This window comes from Paenibacillus sp. FJAT-27812 (genome assembly GCF_001273905.1).
Taxonomy (GTDB): Bacteria; Bacillota; Bacilli; order Paenibacillales; family Paenibacillaceae; genus Pristimantibacillus.
Genome location: NZ_LIGH01000001.1, coordinates 4,162,757 through 4,185,213, shown reverse-complemented (window position 1 = coordinate 4,185,213; position 22,457 = coordinate 4,162,757). Strand labels below are relative to the sequence as shown.

The 22,457-nt window shown below is 49.8% G+C and carries 16 protein-coding genes; all 16 read right to left on the bottom strand.

Features of this window, described 5'->3' with window-relative positions; all coding sequences use genetic code 11:
* Positions 1-26: 26 nt before the first annotated feature.
* Complete coding sequence (locus tag ADU23_RS17685; RefSeq protein WP_082198309.1) at positions 27-884, bottom strand: carbohydrate ABC transporter permease; 858 nt, start codon at positions 882-884, stop codon at positions 27-29.
* Between the two features lie 4 nt (positions 885-888).
* Positions 889-1,860 carry a carbohydrate ABC transporter permease gene (locus ADU23_RS17680; RefSeq protein WP_053374938.1) on the bottom strand — a complete coding sequence of 324 codons (972 nt, stop codon included), beginning with the start codon at positions 1,858-1,860 and terminating at the stop codon, positions 889-891.
* Entirely contained in the window at positions 1,857-4,808 is a 2,952-nt protein-coding gene (locus ADU23_RS17675; protein ID WP_053374937.1) for an extracellular solute-binding protein, read from the bottom strand. The genes ADU23_RS17680 and ADU23_RS17675 overlap by 4 nt, the downstream gene beginning before the upstream one ends.
* Positions 4,805-5,935 carry an ABC transporter ATP-binding protein gene (locus tag ADU23_RS17670; RefSeq protein WP_053374936.1) on the bottom strand — a complete coding sequence of 377 codons (1,131 nt, stop codon included), beginning with the start codon at positions 5,933-5,935 and terminating at the stop codon, positions 4,805-4,807. The genes ADU23_RS17675 and ADU23_RS17670 overlap by 4 nt, the downstream gene beginning before the upstream one ends.
* A gap of 292 nt (positions 5,936-6,227) precedes the next feature.
* Complete coding sequence (locus ADU23_RS17665; RefSeq protein ID WP_053374935.1) at positions 6,228-7,079, bottom strand: NAD-dependent epimerase/dehydratase family protein; 852 nt, start codon at positions 7,077-7,079, stop codon at positions 6,228-6,230.
* Between the two features lie 25 nt (positions 7,080-7,104).
* Positions 7,105-8,328: an enolase C-terminal domain-like protein gene (locus ADU23_RS17660; RefSeq protein ID WP_053374934.1), complete on the bottom strand. Its 1,224-nt coding sequence runs from the start codon at positions 8,326-8,328 to the stop codon at positions 7,105-7,107.
* Between the two features lie 191 nt (positions 8,329-8,519).
* On the bottom strand, positions 8,520-9,578 hold the full coding sequence (locus tag ADU23_RS17655; protein ID WP_053374933.1) for a Ger(x)C family spore germination protein: 1,059 nt from the start codon (positions 9,576-9,578) through the stop codon (positions 8,520-8,522).
* Positions 9,565-10,644: a GerAB/ArcD/ProY family transporter gene (locus ADU23_RS17650; RefSeq protein WP_053374932.1), complete on the bottom strand. Its 1,080-nt coding sequence runs from the start codon at positions 10,642-10,644 to the stop codon at positions 9,565-9,567. The genes ADU23_RS17655 and ADU23_RS17650 overlap by 14 nt, the downstream gene beginning before the upstream one ends.
* On the bottom strand, positions 10,637-11,971 hold the full coding sequence (locus ADU23_RS17645; RefSeq protein WP_053374931.1) for a spore germination protein: 1,335 nt from the start codon (positions 11,969-11,971) through the stop codon (positions 10,637-10,639). Before ADU23_RS17645 ends, ADU23_RS17650 begins: the two co-directional genes overlap by 8 nt.
* Before the next feature lie 121 nt (positions 11,972-12,092).
* Positions 12,093-12,755 carry an HAD family hydrolase gene (locus ADU23_RS17640; protein WP_053374930.1) on the bottom strand — a complete coding sequence of 221 codons (663 nt, stop codon included), beginning with the start codon at positions 12,753-12,755 and terminating at the stop codon, positions 12,093-12,095.
* 84 nt (positions 12,756-12,839) lie between these two features.
* Positions 12,840-14,984, bottom strand: a complete 2,145-nt coding sequence (locus tag ADU23_RS17635; protein ID WP_197286081.1) for a carbohydrate-binding protein — start codon at positions 14,982-14,984, stop codon at positions 12,840-12,842.
* 297 nt (positions 14,985-15,281) lie between these two features.
* A complete protein-coding gene (locus ADU23_RS17630; RefSeq protein WP_053374929.1) occupies positions 15,282-16,829 on the bottom strand; it encodes an extracellular solute-binding protein in 1,548 nt (515 codons plus the stop codon).
* Positions 16,830-16,885: 56 nt separating this feature from the next.
* On the bottom strand, positions 16,886-17,770 hold the full coding sequence (locus ADU23_RS17625; protein WP_053374928.1) for a carbohydrate ABC transporter permease: 885 nt from the start codon (positions 17,768-17,770) through the stop codon (positions 16,886-16,888).
* Between the two features lie 34 nt (positions 17,771-17,804).
* Positions 17,805-18,731: an ABC transporter permease gene (locus tag ADU23_RS17620; RefSeq protein WP_053374927.1), complete on the bottom strand. Its 927-nt coding sequence runs from the start codon at positions 18,729-18,731 to the stop codon at positions 17,805-17,807.
* Between the two features lie 307 nt (positions 18,732-19,038).
* A complete protein-coding gene (locus ADU23_RS17615; protein ID WP_053374926.1) occupies positions 19,039-20,391 on the bottom strand; it encodes an ABC transporter substrate-binding protein in 1,353 nt (450 codons plus the stop codon).
* 27 nt (positions 20,392-20,418) lie between these two features.
* The gene (locus ADU23_RS17610) at positions 20,419-22,224 is read right to left on the bottom strand and encodes a cache domain-containing sensor histidine kinase (RefSeq protein WP_053374925.1); all 1,806 of its coding nucleotides are present in this window, start codon (positions 22,222-22,224) and stop codon (positions 20,419-20,421) included.
* Positions 22,225-22,457 lie beyond the last annotated feature (233 nt).

Here is a 22,457-nt window from a genome sequence, read left to right as displayed (position 1 = left end):
GTCACGACTTCCTTTGCTGGTTTGAATTACTTAATTCCGGAATGTACCATCGTCTCCAGCACTCTCCGCTGGAAGAGCAAAAAGATAATGAGATTGGGCACGAACATGAGCAAGCCGGCCGCGGCGGCTACGTTTTGGCCTGATACGCTGTTCTGGAGCCCGCTCAATAAACTATTGACATAGAAGGCCAGCGTCCGCATCGTTTCCTCCTGCATGAACAAGGTGGAGGTTTCCACATCTCCCCATACGCCTTGGAAAGTAAAGATGGATATCGTCGCGATGGCGGGAGACGAAAGCGGCAGCACCATTTTCGTAAAAATGCCAAAGTGGCTTGCCCCGTCGATCTTCGCCGCCTCAAGCAGCTCGCCTGGAATTTGCGAAATAAAGCCGACCAGCATAAAAACGGCGATCGGTGAAGCCAGCGCGGGCAAAATATGGCCGAAATACGTGTTGTTGATGCCGAGGCCGCTGATGATCAAGTATCTGGGTATGCCCACCGTCTCCGGCGCGAACATCAGGGATAGCGTAATCAATGCCAAAATGAGCTGCTTGAAATGAAACTGGTATTTGGCAAGCACATAACCTGCCATCGTGCTGACGATAATGACGGTGCCGAGCGTTAGCCCCGCAACGATCAAGCTGTTGAATAAATAACGCGTGAACGGTACCGTCGCATTCGAAGCGTGCAAAATAAGCGACTCGAAATTGCGCAGCGTCGGATTTTGCACCAGAAACCGCGGCGGAAAGAGAAACAGCTCATTTTGCGGCTTGAACGCATGGTTCAAAATAAAGATGATCGGCAGCGACATGAACGCGGCAAGCGCGGTAAAAACCGTAATAAGGATGACCTGAAACGACGTTACGTTGCGAAGTTTTCGAATCATGGTTTTACAGCTCCTCCTTTGATCCGAACAGCCGGTAAGCAAATCTCATGGCGAAATAGCTGATGAGCAGCAGCATGACCGAGACCGCCGAAGCGTAACCGAGCTCAAAGCGGATAAACGCGTAATCGTCAATATGGTTGATGATCAAATGCCCCGAGTAGGAAGGGGTAATCGCCATCCCAGTTAATTGGGTAGAAATTCCGCCTGCCTTCAACGTCCCGACGATCGACATGACGGCGCTGAACAGCATTTGCGGCTTCATCGAAGGAATCGTGATGTAGAAAACCTCCTGCAGCCTGCTGGATATGCCGTCGATGCGCCCCGCCTCGTATAGCTCCCGGTTTACCGTCTGCAGCCCGGCTAGCATCGCGAGAAAACCGACGCTAAAGCTGACCCAAAGCGATACGATGATCATAATGTTGAGCAAATATTTAGGGTCCTGCAGCCAGATGACCGGACTGTCGATCCAGCCCATATTCAGCAGGAAGTTGTTGAAGTAGCCGACGCGGTCGCCGCTGAACGTTGCAATCCAGACAACAGACAGCGCTACTCCGCCCGCCATCGACGGCGCATAAAACGCCAGCGTGTAATAATCGCGAATGCGGATCGGCAGCTGATGAATAAGCCACGCGAACAGAAACGCCAGAATATACCCGCCGGGGCCAACGATTAACGCGAACAAAAACGTATTCGGTATCGCTTTTGTTAGAAAGATAATGTCCTGCGTGAACAAGCTGATGTAGTTGTCTATCCCGATAAAATGAAGCGAGCCGAAGCCATCGTACGACGTAAAGCCTAGCGTCCCGGCCATCACGACCGGAACGACGATGAACAGCAGGAAACAAATCAGGAACGGGGCAAGAAACAGGTAGCAAAACGCGTCGCGCCTCATTTCCCGCCAAAAACGATTCCATTTCAAGCGGAGTGCGGATCCTTGCTTAGGCTTGGCTATGCTGGGAGAAAGCTGCGTATTCATCTCTGCGGTTCCTCCCATTCGTAAGGTTGTGTTATTTGCGGAATATGAAGATCGTCGTCAGCCGTTATGCCAAAATTGTTCTGTCTCCGGTCCATTTCACGCTGCAGGGAAAGCTGCGCCTGCTCAAGCGACTCCTGCGCCGGGATGCCTTCAAGCACGGTGCGGTTCCATGCGAACTCCATCTCCCTGGTCAGGAAATAATAGCCCGGCACATAAGGCATGTTTTTGGCCCAGCGCGCCTGCTCTTGGAGCGCCTTCAAGTCGTCGCTTGGCCAAGTGAGTGCTTTCATTGCATCAACGTTTGCGGTATTCCATCGGAATTCGATGCCGTAAAAGGATTCGATATCCTTCGCGTACTGCGACTGCACCTCTTCGGAGGTCCACCATTCAAGAAACTTCCAAGCATCGTCCTTGCGATCGCTCTTCTTCATGATCATCGCTGCGGAAATGCCTTGCGGCGACCACCTTTCCACCTCGCCGCTCGCCTGCTTGATGCCTGGCAGAGGCGCGATTTTCCAGTGGCCGGTTATTTCTGGCGCCGCGACAAGAAGCTGGACGTACGTGTTAAAATCCGCCACCCCGATCGGGATATCCCCGTCACGGAAATGCTGGAAGAAAGCCGGAATATCGATTGGAAGATTGTATTTCCGGTACAGCTCCGTCCAGCGTTTGAACGCTTGCTGGCCGGCATCGCTCGACAGCGTGCCCTTCAAGCCGTCCGTCGAGTAAGCCTCGGCCCCATTTTGGAAGAAAAGGGTGGAGAAGTCGCTCTTCGGATAGTTCATCGTCATTCCGTTCTCCTGCAGCGTCGGGAGCATATCGAACACGTCCTCCCAGGTGTCAGGCGCTTTCAAGTTCAAGCCTTCTAATATGTCCGTGCGGTAGAACAGCATCTGGAAGTTCTGCACCTCCGGCAGGCCATAGATGCCCCCATCGTAGCTGAGCGAACGGCCGACTCCGGGAATAAAACGGTCGAACACGTCTTTGAATCCCGGAAAACCAGACAGATCCTGTACGGCATCCCTCATCGCATAATCGGCTGGCGTAGATTCTCCTACCCCAAGCGCGATGTCCGGCACATCCCCTGCCGCATTTCCGAGAATGAGCATATTGGGATTGGTCATCAGATTGATGTTGACCTCGATTCCTGTTCTCGGCGTAAAATCCTGATCGACCATCTCGCGCAGCAGCTCGACGTAATCGCGTCCGCGCTGAACCCAGATCGTTAACGCTTCCTTGCGATTATGCTTGCGCGTGTCATAGTCCATGTAGAAGGAGCGCCCAAAGTCGGCAATGGAATACGGAACTCTCGAAAGCGTGCTTGCCACCTTCAAATTCGTTTCCGTTCCGGGCGTGCGCACCACGATGTAATCCAGCAGCAGCGGCTGCTGCGTCAGCGTTGCCATCCACGTTCCGATATTGTTTTGAATGGTGGAAAAGTCGTTGATTTTATTCGGAATTTCATCTACGTCTTTGTGCATTTTCTCCAAAATGGCAACTGAGCCCTTAATCGCTTCCGACAAATCGGAATCCTTTTTGTTCAGCCCGTTAATATAATTTCGAATATCGGTTAAGCGGGTGATAAAGCCCGCCATCTTTTGCTCCACATCAGGCTTCAGCTTCTTCATATCCCAAGTCCGCGTCGAGTCGATATTCGCGTCGAAGCCCGACTTGCTGTAATTTCCTGTTAGCAGGCGGATATGGCGGTCGAACGCAGCGAGCTGGTCAAGCGTTTCTTTTAATGCCAGATATACCGGCTGAACCATCGATGAATCGGCGGTCATGCGGAGCGTGTGCGCTCCCTTCTCCAAATAGAAGAGCATCGGCGTTTTCTCGTTGTCCGCAAGCGCTCCGATCAAAAATTCCTTATTGGTCGGAATGCCATAATGAAGCAGCTCTTGAAACGGTGTTTTCCCGTCAATGGAAACCGTGCGGTAAGCCTCGAAGCCGTTCCGATAATTCTGGAACGTTTTTAGATCGATTTCATACCAGCCGTTCTCCGGGACGGTAAGCTTCCATTCCACCCACTCGCCAGGCAAGCGCCAGCGCTGTCCGCCCAGTACGTTGTAAGTAATCCGCCCTTTCGGATCTGGCGAAATGTAGGGCTCCGACCAAAAATCGGTCTGGATGGCGAGGCTCGACTTACGCTCGAACTGCTCCGCCTCAATGATGCTGTACCAGCTTGGCTGCGCTTCGACCTCCGGATGTAAGCGCTTGTAATTTTCATAGCTAGGAATGGCTTCCTTTGGCTTGAAGGAGATTGCACGAATGGCAACTGACTCTCTTTCCCCAACGATTCTGAGCGTGTGCTTCCCCTGCTCCAAGCGATAGAGCACAGGCTCGGATGATGCGGAGAAAATAGCTGCCGCTTTACTGCTCCACTCCGAAAGCTCCGATTGGGCAGGCCGAATCTGTTGGCCAATTGTATTGCGGTCATACGGGTACTTGGAATCCTTCCACAGCCGCTCAAGCTCGATTCGCTCCGATTCCACGAATGGATACTTGCCATCGATTTGCACGCCGCGGACGACGGAAGCGTTGCCTCCCTCAAGCGGCTTGTACTCAAAGTGCAGCTCATACCAGCCGCCCTGCGGCGCCTCGAACGCCCACTCGACCCAGCCCTGCTCATTTTCCCAGCTCAGTACAGTCTCGCCTTGCTCGTTGCCGGTTTTCAGTACCGCTTCCTCGGCGGCTGCCGTATATTCAGCAGGTGCAATCGCAATAGGCTTCAGGCTGTCATCTGTGTCAGCAGCTTCCGGGAATTGAAACATCAGCTTGGCATAAGGCAGCGCCTCCGCTTTGCTCTCGAAGGAGAGCAGCTGCTCCGTACTCACGGAGGTCGCGTGAAGGATCGGTTCGCTCGCTGTCATCCAGCGGATGACTCCAAACACCAGCGCCACCGCCACAAGGAGACGAAGACCGATGCCGAGCATCCTCATCCTCTTCATCCTTCCTCTCCTCCGGCCGCCAAGGATACGCCCGTTTGCTGATCAAAGAAATGCACCTTGTTCATATTGAAGCCCATAACGAGCTTCTCTTCCTTGACAAACACCATCTCCGGCTCCGTTCTGCCAATGACCGTGTTCTCTCCCGCCTTCACATACACGTACGAGTCGGCTCCCGTCACTTCCGACATCAAGACCTCACACCGGACGTATTCATCCTCCAAATCGCCTGCCGTCTCACGCTTCAAGCTTACATGCTCGGGCCGCACGCCCAGCACGCAGTTGCGAAGCGATCCGCTTCTAATGGCAAAATGCTCATAATAGCGCTCAGGCACAAGCAGCTTCATCCGCTTATTGAGGAAATAATAATGCCCTTCCTCCAAGATCAGGCTGCCTTCTACGAAATTCATCTGCGGCGAGCCGATAAATCCGGCAACAAATAAATTTGCCGGCTCATCATACAGCTGCCTCGGCGGAGCTACCTGCTGAATGACGCCATCCTTCATGACGACGATTCTAGTCCCCATCGTCATTGCTTCCACCTGGTCATGCGTGACGTATACCATCGTCCGCTTGAGGTCGCTTTGCAGCTTGATGATCTCTGCCCGCGTTTGGGCACGCAGCTTGGCATCGAGGTTCGACAGCGGCTCATCCATGAGAAAAACTTGCGGCTCCCTTGCGATGGCCCTGCCGAGAGCTACCCGCTGCTTCTGCCCGCCTGAGAGCTGGCTCGGCTTGCGATCAAGCAAATGCGAGATTTCCAATATTTTCGCAACGCGGTTTACCCTTAGCTCGATTTCATGCTTGGCTGTCTTGCGAAGCTTCAGCCCTAGCGCGATATTTTCATAGACGGTTAGATTCGGGTACAGGGCGTAGTTCTGAAAAACCATCGCGATATCCCGATCCTTTGGCGAGACGTAATTGACAAACTTCTCATCGATGTACAAATCCCCTTCGGTGATTTCCTCAAGCCCAGCCAGCATTCTCAGCGTTGTTGATTTGCCGCAGCCGGATGGACCGACGAGCACCAGGAATTCCCCCTCCTCAATGGAAAGGTGGAAATCGTTGACCGCCGGACGAGACTCCCCTTTGTAGTGCTTATATACATGGCTGAACGTAATGCTTCCCACCCTCACTCACCTCTCATGACGTATTTTTCTTCCTCTTGCTATCATTAATGTTACCGCATCCAGACAATGGCAAATATGAGACGATATTTTCTTTTGCAGTCAAAAATTAGCTTCTATAGGTACAAAAATACCGATTTGAGTTGTTTTTTGGTAAACGCTTTCTTTTTAAGTAGGTGGATGAGGGGGCGGCTCATTTGGCGTGAGAAAAAGATCCTTTGCCTAAAACCTCAAAAAAAAGACCATCCAAAAAGGTCATGCCAGACCTTTCAAGATAGTCTCTCTATGAATAACTTTACCTCTGCTGCGTCTCCACGTGATCCGCCCACGAATGAAGGGGACGCCAATCCAATACATCCTGCGCCAATTGGTTGCTGACGACGGCAGCGCGGCCTTCAAACACCGCTCGGCGATCGGTAACCTCTGGGTAAAAGCGGCTCACCAATCGCTCCGTCTCCCAATTGCACAACGTATCGCTGCTCGTAATGTTGAGACAGATCGCCCCGCGATCCTCAACTTGAAGAGACGCTATGCATGCGCTGACGGCATCCCGTATATCGATGTAGCTCCACAAAATATGCTTGAAAACCTCAGGCTTATCAGTCGCGAGATGCTTATATTCCTCAGGTTTCGTAATCATCGAGAACCGGAGCGAAATGACCTGCATGCCGTTTCTCCGATCGAACATGGCAGCAGTCTGCTCATTGACTATTTTGGATAGGCCATAACATTCCTGCGGCTGCTGCGGATGATCCTCATCGAGCGGCAAATAATCCGGCGCGAACGGTGTCGGCGCCCATGCGAAGCCATAGGAAGACTCGCTGGAGCCCATGACAACCTTCCGTATGCCGAGAATCGATGCCGCTTCCAAAATATGATATCCCGCAACCGTATTGTTAGCGAAAATATATGGGTAAGTATGAACCAGCGGTGCCGGAATAGCCGCCAAATGCACAATCGCGTCTGCGCCATGAAGCGCGGATACGACCTGCCCGAAATCGGTCAAATCTACCTTGATTTGCTTGCAGCGCAGCTCATTTGATCTCTGGTTATCCAAGGAGACAACCTGATGGCCCTGCTGCTGAAGCTCCTTAATCAGCTGCGTTCCCAGCTTGCCGCTCCCGCCCGTGACAGCGATCGTTTTCATGATAAAAAGCACCTCCGTAGCTATTTTATGGGCGCACTAACGTACCGTCCGCCTTACGGTCAAGATGATAAGGATTATGATAAACGGACCGATTCCAGTCCTCGCCAACGAGCAATTGCGCTTTCAATTCATCAAGCTCGATCCCAAGGCCCGGCTTGTTCGATGGATAGAGGTAGCCGCCTTTTCTAACGATATGTCCCTCAAAAGCATCCAGCTCCTCCGCCCGAAAATGATTGACCTCCTGGATGCCGAAATTCCAGATCGCCATATCCAGATGCACCGCTGCCGCTTGATTGACGGGATCGTTTTCTCCGCCCTCCTGCCAAGCGGTCCGCACGCCAAAAGCCTCGCATAACGCCGCGATTTTGCGGCATGCGCTTATGCCGCCAGCCTTCGAGACGCGAACGCGGATGAAATCGATCAGCCGCTCCTTCACTAGCTCCGTCCACTCCTGCGGATTGACGAACAGCTCGCCAACCGCCTGAGGCGTAGCGCTCTGCTGGCGCAGCTGGCGGTACCAGCCGATCTGCTCCGGCGCCAGCGCATCCTCGAGAAAGAACAAACCATAAGGCTCCACTCGCTTCGCCAGCTGTATCGCATTAATAGGCGAGAGATGCTCATGCACGTCATGCGTGAACTGAACGCCCATGCCGAAAGCTACCCGCAGCTGCTCGAACATGCTTGGGATTGCATTCAGGTACGCCTGCTCATCAAATACCGGACCTTTCGTCCATGCGCCCTCTGGCAGGTTTGCTTTATCGCCATTAATGAAGCCGCCCCCGCCATACCCGCCCATCTGGACGCGAATGACCGAATAGCCCTCTTCCATGAAGCGCTGCACGTCTTCCTTCAGCTCCCCAATATCCGCGCCGCCCGCATGACCGTAACAGGGGACGGCCGCACGGCTTGCCCCGCCAAGCAGCTGATAGATCGGCAAGTTCGCTTCCTTGCCTTTAATATCCCATAATGCCATATCGATGCCGCCGATCGCGGTATGCAATATCGCGCCGTTTCTCCAGTAGCCGCTCATATTCATCGTCTGCCAAAGATCTTCTATGTTCGCGGCATCCTTGCCGATCAGCAGCGGCGCCAGAAGCTGCTCAATCACCTGCACGACAGCCTCGGGATTATAAATGTCCGAGGCGGAGCCGATTCCATATAAACCGTCTTGGTCTGTCTGCACCTTCACGATCGTCCAAGTGCCGTTTTTTCGCGTACGAATGCATTTGATACCCGTAATTTTTGCCATGCTCCCACCATCCCTTGTTTTGTCATGTTTAGTGTAAGCCAATCGCGCTGCGTTCCAAATGAGGCATCTATAAATTTTATGTCCTATTATTGTCCTCTTTTCTCTCACCCCTCCGGGCAAAAAAAAGGATGATTCCAAGATGCGGCTCTCCGCTCCCCAAAATCATCCCTATTTCTATACTCTTCGCTTTATTACTTCATATTTAGAAATCCTGTATTTTCAATAATCGCATCCACTTGAAGCTCCAGCTTAAGTTCGGAATAATATTTTGTTCGCCAATTTTTGAGCTCTGCTCTCGATAGTTCACTCCGAAAATATTGGCCTGTCCCTAAAATATCTGCGCCGCTCTTTTGAAGCTTGGCAAACATCTGGTCGAACCGCTGCTTCACCACGTCTTCAAGCTCCTGCTTAATCGTCTCGGTCGTAGGATTGCCCTTCGTTTCCAAAATGACGACCTTTAATTTTAGATTGCTTTTCAAAATCGGCATGCTGTTTACCATCAAACTTTTATTCGTTATCGCATTGCTAATGATAAGTACGCTTGCATGGTTGCTGACTTCGATTTTCCCTTGTGTGCTTTCTCCGTTAAAAGCGTTGAACAGCAGCGTTTCATCCGGATTGATTTGCGCGACCATTTTCCCGTTTTTCACGACCGCTGCACCTATATGCTGAACGACAGTCGTTTTTCCCGACCGAATGACCGGGATCGCTACATCCCGCGTATAGGAGTGAATGCTGCGGTATACTTCCCACACCCTGGTAAGCGCAATTTGCGGATTCCAGCCTGCATTTTTTTCAAAAAAATCATACAGCGCCGTTCCCTTGGGCTCCATACTTTGCGTCGCAGAAGTAAAAAAATGATCCATATCATCATCGCATATTGCGATAAGCGTCTTGGTAGATACATCCCGTCCTCTCATAAAATCAGCGATGATATCATCCAAGCCCTTCTGCGCATACTTTGTATCCACAAGAATGACCTTCACGTGCAGCAAATCTACATGATCCTCCAAATTCGCACTGATTTTATCCACCGCGTGATTGATCGTTTTCCCTGCTCCGGTAACAATTTTCGTTTTTGTCGTATTCCCGCTTGGTACAGGGATTTGCAGATAGATGAGGTATTCGTTCTCTTTCATCGTGACACCCATTACAACAGGCAATACCCGGTGGTTGATATCTCGGTTATCCCAGCATCCGCTTAGGAAAAGAACGATGCAGACGGCAATTAGCGAACTAAGCACTCTCATCTTTATACATCCTTCTGGAACGAAGCCCTAGAAATAAAACGGAAAAAGGAATCGCGAATAATACAAAAAAACGTAAAAACGTATTCCACATCATAAACGACTGAACTTCCTGCCAATTCAAAATCATTAAGCAGCATATATAAATCGTCGCGGATACGGCAATGACAATATAATTTAGTTTAACTTTAGGCATGGTCCGGTTTAAAATACGGCTGACCTCCCACAGCAGCATGGAAATAAACAACATCGTAAACGTAATTAGGCTCAGCAGCAAAAAAATCGTTACCCGGTCAAACATCAGCCAATTGATGTGGATCGTGCTGACAAGCATAACGAATGGAAATTTGAACGTTGAAGCGGTCGCCTGTCCGAATGTAAGAAGGGGGAGGTAAATGGACAAAAAGAAAAACGGAACGAGCGCCGCCAACGATATCATCACTTTTTTGCGCTGAAAAGAGAAAAACGGCTGCACGAAGCCAAGAAACAGAAAGTTCCCGGCAAATGCAGAAAAGCTGTTAAGATAGGCTGGCTTTGTCAAAAACGAAAAGTCGGTCCGGAACAACGGAAACAAATAGCGGAGGTCTACATTTTGAAACGATATGCTGGTCGTGAATAAGATCAACGGAAGAAATAAAATGGCTAGCAGCAATCCCGTCCGAAAGATTGCATTCACCCCGTTTAAAGTGATATAGGTTGAAATGGCAATAAGAAACCCCATAATCGCCCACATCGGCGTATCGGCAAGAAATACAAGGGTAGTGATCTCAGCGAAAGCCCGTACCGTAATGATGTTGACGAGTATCAAAAACAGCACAAGCGGCAATAAAAAAAGAATGGCTGCCCACTTGCCGACACCCAAGTAAATACTGATGATATCCTGTTTTGGAAAATAGCTTAGCCCCTTCATGTAAGCCCAAACGACAATCATATTGACGGCGATCCCTAATGTTATGGCAACCCAATGACCCTCCGTTGTGCTTGCGATAATATCAACAGGATAGAAAAAAAACACAAACCCTAGTTGAGTCAGACCGTACATCAGCACGACATGATAAGATCTATCCATTTTCGAATTCACCCTTTTTCATACTAAAATTCAAATATGAAATACCAAACGTAGTGAGGCTGGCGAGGTAGGCGCTTAATATAACCAAGCCTCCCAGCAGTCCGAGAACCCCATAGATGGCGCTTAAAATGACGATTAAGTATTTGAACAGACGGATCGAGAGCGAATTTTGAAAGCCAACCACTGTAGAATTCGCTATCGTCGTAGCTGCAAGCACGATAATGAGCAAATTGCTCACGAGTCTTGCCGTTACGACAGCTTGTCCCAAAATAATGCCTCCTACCATCGTGATCGTTGGACCGATGCTTTTTGGCAGCCTAGTACTCGCTTCAATAATTAATTCCAGCACGACCAGCATCAAAATAATTTCAACGATCGCCGGATACGGCACGCCTTCGCGGCTTTCGGCAATGTTTAAGGCCAGCTCTATCCTTAATACCTCTGGATTCACGGCAACGAGAGCCACATACAAACCCGGAGCAAGCAGCGTTGTCAGTACGCCAATCACCCGCAAAGTGCGAATGACTATCGTTAAAGGAATCGGGTAATTCCGGTCATTTTCGAGCGCAAACATATCCCAAAGCAGATTTGGGAGCACTAGCGCAAAAGGAAATCGATCGATAAATAGCACGACTCTTCCTTTATTCAATGCAATGGCTACCTCTTGCGGCAGTTCAGTCGTATTGAATTTTGGAATGGCTGACCATGAGGAGAAGCCCATCATTTTCGCAAGGTTTTGCAAATTATTAATTTCTCTATGCAAGTTGGCTTCGATTTGGTCTATTACTTTGCTGACAAGCTCAGGATCGGAATTATGGTCGTCATAAATAAGCGAAAGCTTCTTTTGCTGATCGTCTCCTGCCAAAAACGATTTTACCCGGACATGCTTTGACGTAATCTGCTTCCTGACGATCCCGATATTCGTATCGATATCCTCGATAAACGAGCTCATCGGCCCTTGAAGCACGTTCTCATTCGTAGGGGATTCCACCGTCCGATTTAAGACAATAGGGAACGGATCGACAATGGCACAGCTTCGTTCATTCTCGAAAAAAATAATCATTTTGCCCCCGACAAACAAGGTAAGGGCTTCGTTTATATCTATTTCTCTTACCTCTCCGGATAGCGCCATGATGTCCGCTAACGTTTTTGGCGCAGGATTAGCGTTGTCTACATTTTTTCGCAATGCTATTTTTGTGCTGACCAAATCAAACAGCGATGTAAAACCGAGCAAAACTACGGGTTCCCCGTAAATCTTGTCCGGCTGCATGAGGAAATCGTCGTTTCCACCAAACCGCTCCTTTACTTCCTGCAGAAAAACATCCATATCCCGCTTCTCCTTATGTACAATTATTCCATCTTACGATTGTCCCCTCCTCGGTGCTTTATATACTAAAAAAGGAGCGCCCTATGAATAAGGACACTCCTTTGCTGCGTTGCAGCTGGATTTAACCGCTGGTTAGCCGCTCCATTACAAACTGCTGAAACTCCTCGGCCGAATCAAAAATACGCTCCGGCTGGATCCGGTAATGCTTATCCTGTACCACTGCCATCCACTGTGCCGCAAAGGTTCTTACGCCAGCCTCTTCGCCCGCTTGCATATCATCATTGCTGTCGCCTACAAAAATAGTCTGCTCGCGCGCCCAGCCAAGCGCGCTCAAAATCTGATGAATGCCTTCAGCCGAAGGCTTGCGCTTCTGCACATCGTCACCGGTTACGATTTTATCAAAGCCCACGTCCCAGCCCAGTTTGTCCAGCGAAATATCCAGCGTGCGCCGAGATTTTCCTGTAAATAAAGCTACTCCAAAGCCCGCCTGCCGAAGGGTGCTAAGCATCTGCGCAATCGCCACGTTTCGCTCCACAAGCTCCTCATGATGCTGCTCATAGTCTGCTAAAAACTCATTTATCGCCGTTTCAACCTGCTCCCGATTCGCCAAATGCCGCTCGATGATCTGCAGCTCCGTTGGTCCCGCCATCGTATAAATATCCTCAATCGACACTTCCCGGTTGTCATGCCTTTGGAATACGCCAGCACAAGCCTGATACATTACCGGCCAAGTATCGGCAAGCGTCCCGTCAAAGTCAAAAATAATAGACTTAATCTCCTGCATAAAAAATCACTCCTCTCCCGTTGCTTTCACTCTCCATTATAAGCCAAAAAGGCGCTCCTGCTAGAGGAGCGCCTTACTTGCTATTTATTGATGGCTAGTCGGGTGATTCACGGTAAGCGGTATTTCATTATTGAACAGCCTTGCAATGTCGCCGGTCAGCCGCAAATAAAAATCGGAGGATACGGCGACGCCGTCTGCATCCAAGGTAAGGAAATATTGATTGTTTGGAATCATCGAGCTGTTTTCCGCCGCTTTGGCAATCGCCGTCGCTTCGTCATACTCGTCAAACATCGCAATGTAACCCGTGTTCACGCCGAGGCTCTTCAAATTATAAGCCTGACGCCACATAAAATCGCCATGAAGCCGCGGAATTTCATTAACGGGGCCATTTTTCATGTTTTTCCAAGCAAAGCCCGGCCAAATAACCGGCTGATACACGATGCCATTTTGCTGTGTAAATGCATAATCGGGCTGCCATTGATTGGTCTTGTAATGATCGGCTCCCGCAAGCTGGCTGAACCGTCCGACAAACCACGGAGACAGCATATCAAGCGATTTGTACACATCAAGGAAACCCGGCTTCGAATCGTTGTCGCCATTGCGCCAATGGGTTGGCACTCCGCCGATGACGTAATAGCCTTGGTTCTTAAACCAAGCGATCAAGTCCGCGGATTCCGCTGCTGTTCCCGGCCGGTCGGTAAAGCCGATTCCCCAAATACAAATGACAAGCTTCCCGTCCTGCTTGGCGTAAGCCGACGAGGAGGTCAGATTCATTGTGCCGACTACATTGTTCGTAAAATCATTTTTGACCGCATTGACCCATTGGTTTGGATCAAGTCCCGTAATATCATACATGACATAAAATTTGCGGCTGTATGCTTCTGCTGCATTTTTCACCTTAACGGCTACGCTGTCGCGGTTCTGGTTCCAGCTACTCGGCGCATAGTTCGCATCCGCTCCAAACCTTTGAAGCGCCGCTCCGCTGATGTTGTACGTCTGCATCCATTCAAAATGCTTGTTGACCGTTTCCTGATCATAAGAAGAAAACAGCTTAGCTGGCTGGCCGTTGCCCAAATTGCCCAGATTCGTCTGATAAAGCTTGGAATATTCCCGTAAATCCGGATACATCTCGAAATTCACGTTCGAATTCGCCGTAAGGTTATTGTTGTTTTTCGACCAGTGCGTCCAATTGTTAAGCGGAGAGCCGTCACCGCCTGCGGTGAACCAGCCTTGATAGCCGGCAAATATTTTGCCGACCACATCGCCGCCAAGCGAAGCGGCTGCGAACTTAAACCACTGCACATTAAACAGATTTCCGGCTCCGCCGGTAAATTTCAAATACAGATTATGCACCCCGCTTATCGTCGATATCGCGCAGTTTTTCGTAGTCCAGGATTGCCAGCCGCCCGTGCTCGTCACCGCGCATGTGCCTGCTAACGTACCGCTGGCGCTATCCAGCCTTATTTCGATATTGCCGCCGCTCGTTTGACTCGCTACGCGCAGCGCGACCGAGGAGGCGCCGCTTCCGAAATTCACATTATCGAAAGCGATGTAATCCCCGTTATCCACGAAGGCAACATTTTGCCCGCCTTCGCTGGAGGCTTCCAATTGCGTGCCCAACTGGCTCGTAAAGCTGGAAGCCGCCGTTTGAGCAAAAGCCGAGAAAGAGCTCGGCGCAGCAGTAGGCTGCATCGTAGCAGTTGGAGTCGGCGATGGTATCGTTGCCGGTCCATATACTTCCAGCTCGGATAGCTGACCGCCGCTGGCCCCCGTATTTGCAGTGATGCTAATTTTAATGTATCGCGCGCTCGCGCTGGCAAAATTAATCGTCACCGCATTGGTGCCCGCGCTAAATGAATAGGCAGTTGAAGCAGCGACCGTGCTGTAAGCGATGTCGTCGCTGCTCTTCTCCACCGATAAGGTTTGCGAACGTGCTCCCCATGTCGCCGGAAGCTTAAGAACAACTTGATTGACGGTCTGGCTGCTGCCGAGATCCACTCTGACCCAGCTCGGATAGCTGTTTGCCGCTCCCTCCCAATAGGTGCCTTGATTGCCATCGGTAACGTTTGAAGCTGCATAGCTCTGGGTATGGCTGCTTTCCGTTACGCTTTTGTTTAGCGCTAGATTCGTAGCTGCGGAAACCTTGGATGAAGAAAACGAAAGCTGCGTGGAAATAAGTGCAAAAACAAGCAAAGCGATTACGTACGCTTGATTCCTTCCTTTTACCATCATACTTGCCTCCTCATTGATTGGAATGATAGAGAAACAAAAGCCTGTCGTTCAATTGGTCGATCCTACCACCTCCCTCTCTGCTTTTGTATTTTCAAAAAAAAGAGCCTGGTCCCGGGGGACCAGGCTCGCGGATTAAGGCTGCCTTGCGGATTCAGCTTGCTGTTGTCGCCTTGGTAAAGCTTAGCTTGAACGTATGCGTATTCCATATTAAGAAAATGTATTCGCTTACATTATGATTCAAAGGAGAAGCCTCCCTTTTTTAATAGCAGGTCGGCTTCTCATGTGGTGTGCGTATTATTTTTTGGCTGCAAGGAATTCATCGATTTGTCTTTGCGTTTCAGCGATGATGACGTCAAGGCCGTTTTTCTTTTGAGTTGCGATATAATCGGCTACCGCTTTCTCAACATCTTTGACGACGCCAAACTCAATCGGTCTGTTCAGCTCATCGTTTGCCGTGTCGCGTTTGGCAATTTCATTTTTCATATTGTCTTCCGCGATGAACAAGCCGTCAATTGGAGAGTTTACGTTGTTAGGCTTGCTTGCAAACTCAGCTTCCTTCAGCCAGAAGTCCTTGCCGTAAGTCATAGTCGGACGCATGAATTGCGGCTTCCAGAATGCCCATTGGCCGCCCCACTCCATGTAATTGCTCGTTGTCGTTTCCATGCCTTCTGGATACTCGGCTGTTTCACCGTTCAATACATAGGTTTTGCCTTCGATGCCGTATTGCACAAGGTCATACAGCGTTTTGTCGGTTTCCATCATATCGAGGAAGCGAAGGACGCGCTCTGGGTTTTTGGAATTGCGGTTGATCGCAACGACGTTGGCAAGAGCGGTACGGTTAACGAAACGTTTGTCAGGATAAAGCTCGGCAGATTCCATTTTGAACGTTGGATCAGAGAAACCTGGATTTGCGCTTACCCACTCATGCGACGTTACGGTAAACAGCTTTTTGCCGTTTCTCCACTCAGCCGCTTCATCCGATTTGTCAATCATAGCGTCGCGGTTGATGAGGTTATCGTCATACCAAACCTTGGCAAGCTTCGCAGCTTCAAGATAGAAAGGCTGCTGCTCAACCGGTTTAACCGTAATTTTATCGTCGCTCAAATAGAAGCCGAGACCGTGGAAGTTAAGGTCAACCCACTCATCACGAATCATAATGAGCGAAACGGGCGGCGTGCGGGAAATTCTTTCGTTTGGATACGCTTTTTTGAGCTCGCGCAGCAATCTGTCGACATCCTCAATCGTCTTGATGGAGCCCGCAGGAATATCAAGGCCTGCTTTCTCTACAAGATCGGAACGCCAGCCGGTAAACTTGCGCTCATTCATTTTCATCGTCCAAGGAAGACCTACGATGTTGCCGTTAACTGTTGCTGCAGCCAGCGTTCCCTGCTCCTCGTACTTTTTGTGCAGATTTGGAGCATACTCAGGCAGCAAATCGTTCAGCGCCATATAGGAGCCTTTTGCGGCCATTTGCTTGTACGACAGCCAGTCGCCGTCGAAATTCATATCCCAGTTATCGCCGGAAGCAGCCATAACGAGCATTTTCTCTTTGAAATCGCCGAACGGGATAAAGTTAATATCAAACTTTACGTTAAGCCCTTTAGCCTTCACGTATTCGCTGACCTTGGACCAAACCTCGTCCGTAGCCGCTTTTTTATCCCCGCCAAAATAAAACTTAAGCGTAACTTCATCCTCCTGCTTCTCCCCTGATGCATTCGAAGGCGCATTCGTTGCCTCATTGCTTGGGGCATTTCCGTTGTTTGAGCTGCACGCTGCCAGAATAACGCTAAACAGCATAATGACGGCAATAAGTAGCGGCAGTTTTGCTCTGCTTTTTTGCATGTAAACCTCTCCCCTTAGCTTGTGATTTATATACTACACGGCTGATGCCGACATAGTCATCCTTTTACAGCGCCAACCATCAAACCTTTTACGAAAAACCGTTGAACGAACGGGTACAAGAAAATGATTGGCCCGATCGTAACGACCGTCAGCGCCATCTTGATCGATTCCGAAGGAATCTGCGCCGATATTCGCTGCATGGCTGACGCGTTGCTCGAGCTCTTCAAAAATTCCACATTGGATATGAGCGTTCGCAGCAGCAGCTGGAGCGGTTGAAGCTCCTGCTTATCGACGAACATGAGGCCAAGAAACCAGTCATTCCAGTAGCTCAGCGCTACGAATAATCCTACTGTGGCAAGTACCGGCAAAGAGAGCGGCGCAATGAGGCGGTAAAAGATTTTAAAATCGCCCGCTCCGTCCATCTTCGCGGATTCATTCATGTCCTCGGGTATCGATAACATAAAGTTTCGGATGAGGAACATATTGAACGCATTGGCGAGCATCGGTAAAATAAGCGCCCAAAGCGTATCTTTCAGATCCAAATATCTGACGCAAATGATGTACCAAGGCACTAGTCCGCCATTGAACAGCATCGTAATAATGACGTAGACGGACAAAATATTCCGGTACTTAAACGACCGCCTCGCCATGACGTATGCGCCCATGCTTGTGACGAACAGCGACAGCACCGTGCCCGCTACCGTTACGAACAAGCTGACGCCATAGGCATCAATGATGCGGGTCGAGCCGAGAAACAGAATGCGATAAGAGTCAAACGTAATGCTTTTGGGCCATAACGTATACCCATAATCCATAATGTCCTTCTCCGTGCTAAGCGAGCCCGAAATAACCATAATGAACGGAAACAGGCAGGACAAGCTGAACAGGGAGATGGCTACAATGATGATAAACTGTGAGATGGAAAACTTTTTCGCAAGCATATGGATGATCCTCCCTTGATGTAAAATGACGTTTTTAGAATATCGCCGAATCCTTGTCTATTTTGCGAGCTGCATAGTTGCTGCCGATAATAAGCACGAATGCGATAATCGATTGCAGGAAGCCCGCCGCAGATGCCATTCCGATATCTCCAGATTTGCGCAAGCTGCGATAAACGAACGTATCGATAACGTCTGTCGTCGGGAACAAGAGAGAAGCATCGCCAACCATCGCGTAAAACATCCCGAAATCCGCATTCATAATTCTTCCCACCGCAAGCAGCGTTAAAATGATAATCGTAGGCCTCAGCATCGGTATGCTGATGTAGCGAATTTGCTGCCATCTGGTCGCTCCGTCGATCGAAGCCGCTTCGTAATACGAATTATCGATTGACGTGAGTGCCGCCAAATAAATGATTGTTCCGTAGCCTGTAACCTTCCACCGCACCGCGATGGTTAGAATCAGCGGCCATAGGCCGGCTTCGCTATAAAAATCGATCGGCTGCATGCCAATCGTTTCAAGGAGACGATTGATCGCCCCGCTCTCGAAATTCATGAGATTGTAAGCGAACACGCCAACGACAATCCATGAAATGAAGAAAGGCAGGAACGTTAACGACTGCGTTACCCGTTTAAAATATTTGTTCCTAATCTCGTTAAGCAGGAGTGCAAATCCAACCTCGAACAGCAGCCCCACCGTAATGAACAATGCGTTTAGCAGAATCGTGTTTCTCATCGCCCGGAAAGCGGTGGAGGAGGAGAACAAATAGTCAAAGTTGTTCAGCAGCGGGTCCATCCAATCGCTGCCGAAAATACCTTTGGCAAAGTCAAAGTCCTTGAAGGCAATGACCAGCCCTGCGAGCGGCAAGTAATTAAAGAGAAAAAGGAGCGTCGCTACGGGCAGGAACATGAGCAGCAACGTGCGATTTCTAAGCAATTCCCGAATGACTCCATTAGATTTCATATCAATTTCCCTTCCCCATATGTGATACTTTTATTCTAATGGAGGCTATAAGGGCTTACTATGAGCCATTCTTATACTTTGTGGTTTAGGTTTATCCTCATCGCCTCTGGCTTGTCCTTGCAGGCGAATGAGAGAGGAATACGCAGGATATCTAGCCTTTGGTGAAAGCATGCACGTAAATGCACTAACCAGCATTCAGCGTATAACCAGCTCAATCTAACTAGCATGAGTTACCCGCACACCCTCTTGATACAAAAAAAAGCTGCCCCACAAGGCAAATACCTTGTTAGACAGCCTATCCGGCGAATTACCGCTTCCACTTCTTCCGCAATTCCAGCGTTTGTTTGTTCCATGCTTCCGTCTCCGCAATGATCCGGTTAATATCATGTCCCTGGAAGACGATATCGTTAATCACGTTGATCCAGTTGTACTCGGAAAACCCGGGAATCGTTGCGCCTGGCAGCACGAGCCCGTTATCCTTGGTCATCTTGACCGCCTCTATGTTTTTCCCCTGCCACAAAGGAACCTGATCGATATACGCCGTCAGCTCCGGCTCGATGACGGAGGCGTTGGCGCCCTTCTCGATCTTCCACTTTTGCGCCTCCGTCTCGAATTGGAAGCTAATCCATTTGTACGCCTCCTCCTTATGCTTCGAGCCGCTCAGCAGCGCAAGCGGACCTAGAATATGGAAGGAAAATTGGTTAACCTTGCCTCTAGGAAAGGGCAGAATATCCCATTCAAACTTCGCTTCCTTCTGCAGCTTTGGGAGCAGCCAGTCTCCGCCGATTTCAAATGCGGTTTTGCCATTGATGAATTGTTTGACCACGTCGCCCTGCTCTGCCGATTTGCTCCATGACAGCATCGAGCCGTCCTTGGTGACGAATTCCGTCAGCCAGCGCACATCCTCCATAACAGCCGGCGTGTTAAGCAGGCTTTGCGTCAGTCGCTCATTCAAATAGGCTAAATTCGGAGCGTGTCCGTCGGCCGCCGCTTTCATCGGGAGCAGGCGCATCACGAAGTCGCTGCTCGTTGTCAGGCCGTATTCGCCCGCCGCAGGCTCCGTCACTCGCCTTGCGATATCTCGAAAATCATCAAAGGTCCAATTATTCGGCGGCATATCTACGCCATGCTTCGCAAGCAGATCCTTGTTCACGACAATCCACATCGGCACGTCAACGAACGGCACCGCAAGCCTGCGGCCATTAAACGCCATCGTATCGAAGTAACCGTCAGGCAGCACCTTTCCTTGGAAGGAAGCATCGGCGTCCATATACGGCTTCAAATTTTCTAAGAGGCCATGCTGCTCGAAGCGCAGCAGGTCACCCACGACCCACGTCAGATCAGCAGGCGTACCTGCAGCCTGAAGCGCAAGTATTTGATCCAAAATGCCGTCATCGCCGCCCTCGATTGGAATGGGCTCAATCGTAATCCAAGGATATCTCGCATTAAATTTGTCATACAGCTCCTGGTACGTATCATCGGCCCAAGTCAGCAGCTTCAGCGTGACGGGAGCTTTAGCAGGTTCCGGCTCCTTGTTCGTCGTGCGAACTCCCTTTGCCGCATCTCCGCCTCCCCAGCCATTGTACGAGCAAGCGGTAAAAACGAGCATAAAAATCAGGAGTAAACTTATAACAAATGTGTTTGTACGTTTGTTTTTCAAGGTTATGCCTCCTTAGATACTCACGCTTCACCCATTCCCAATCGCATCCAAATCCTGACCTTCCTTCAGGATAGGATGCCTTAACGTAATCTTCGTGCCTATTTCGGGCCCTGTCTCGATCTGGAGCTTGTACGCGTCGCCAAAATAAAGCTTTAACCGGTCGTTCACATTGCGAAGCCCCACTCCCCTGCGCGTATGGGAGAACTGGACGCTAGGCTCCTCCTCCTTCTCCAGCTGCTCCAGAACCGAAGCCGGAATGCCTTTTCCGTTATCACTCAAATCGATAACGATGTCGTCGCCTTCTTTTCTAGCCGATATGATGATTTTGCCCTTCTCAAAATTGTCCCGCACGCTGTGCTGAATCGCGTTTTCCACAAGCGGCTGCAGCAGAAGCCGCAAAAACGGCAAATCCATCGTCGCTTCCTCGCAAGCATACAAGATGCGAACAACCTTCCCCATTCGCGCTTGTTCAATTAACACATATGCTTTGACCTGCTCGATCTCGCGGCGCAGCGTTGTAATCTCCTTGCCCTGGTTCAGGCTGAGCCTTAGCAGATTGCCGAGTGCCGACACCATCTCGCTAATGTCGCTGCGGCCATGGTTTTCCGCCTTCCACCGAATCGATTCCAACGTATTATACAAAAAATGTGGATTAATCTGATGGCTCAGCACTTGGAATTCGAGCGCTTTTTTGTTTCTCTCCGAGCGCGCTGCTTCCTTAATCAACCCTTCAATCCTCTGCACAAGGCTGCCAACCCCTCGGTAAAGCCATCCAACCTCGTCCTTACGCGACGACCATGGAAGCAAATAATGCAGATTGTCCGCTTCCAGCCTTCTCATAATGCGAACCAGATGAGCAATCGGCTGCGTGTAATAGGCGGTAATATAAAAGACGACGCTAATGCAGCAGACCAGATAGACGATCAGAAAAATAACGAGCATCCGGTTAATCTCATCAATCGTTCCCGTCAGCTCGTGCAGGGGAGTCAGACTGACGATGGTCCACGGATGGTTTGCCATTTTAATATAGGTCGCCAGATAGGTTTGCCCATTGAGCGTAATGGATTTGGAGCCTTCATCCCCGGTGTTCATATAGGAGATAAAGGGGGCTGACGGAAACTCCTTGCCGGTCCATTCATTAGCCGATGAATCGTAGTGCACGACGCCCTTCTCATTGATAAGCAGCAGCTTTTGGTCCTTCAGCTGGTCGGATGGCGAGAAATAACGTTTCAAATAGTCCTCGGATAAATCCGTAGCAATGATCCCTCTAACTTTCTGGTCGTACAGCCCCGAAAAACGTTTGACATAGGAGAGCAGCGGCTTTGCGTATTTGCCCTGCTGCGGCATGGTCAGGTACCAAGTCGGGCTGACTGTCGCTTTGGAGCGCTGGAACCAATACTGGTCGCCAATGCGAACCGATTCATCTATCGTCCTCATGTACGAGGGATAATCGGTTGGCTTGATCGGATAAACCTTGACCCTGAACCCATCGATCGCCGGAGTAGCATGATACAGCACGGTCAACAAATTAACTGTAAACGCTTCCTCTTCTGCTTGGTCCTTTGGCTCTTTTTCGAGCAAATCCTGAAGCGCTTTATTGCCGATCACTTCATTAACCTGATCGTTTAATTTATTGAGATAGATTTCAAAGTTTTTTCTCGCTTGGAGAAGATAACTCATGGACATCGTCGTATTCGTATTGGAAATGCCCTCAATCGATTTGATATGCGCATAATACGCGAAGAGCAGAAACGGAACGATTATGATCATAAAAAAGATTAGAATCATCCGATTGCGGAAGGATGAGGCCAACCGAAAGGAAACTTTATTCATCTGCATGTACCTTCCTTCGACTATGCTGCCCCCTGCGCGCAGGTAGACTTGTCCTCGATTTTATACGCATTACCGTTCATCCTGCAAGATGCAATTTCCTCTTATGCAGGAGCATCTCTATGCCTTTTGGCTCTTTCGGCCCGAAACGATAATAATTCCCCTTAAAGTTTGTTTTTCCCTCATTGTGACCAAGCTGCGGATTCATTACACTATTCCCGTAATACCTAACCTTT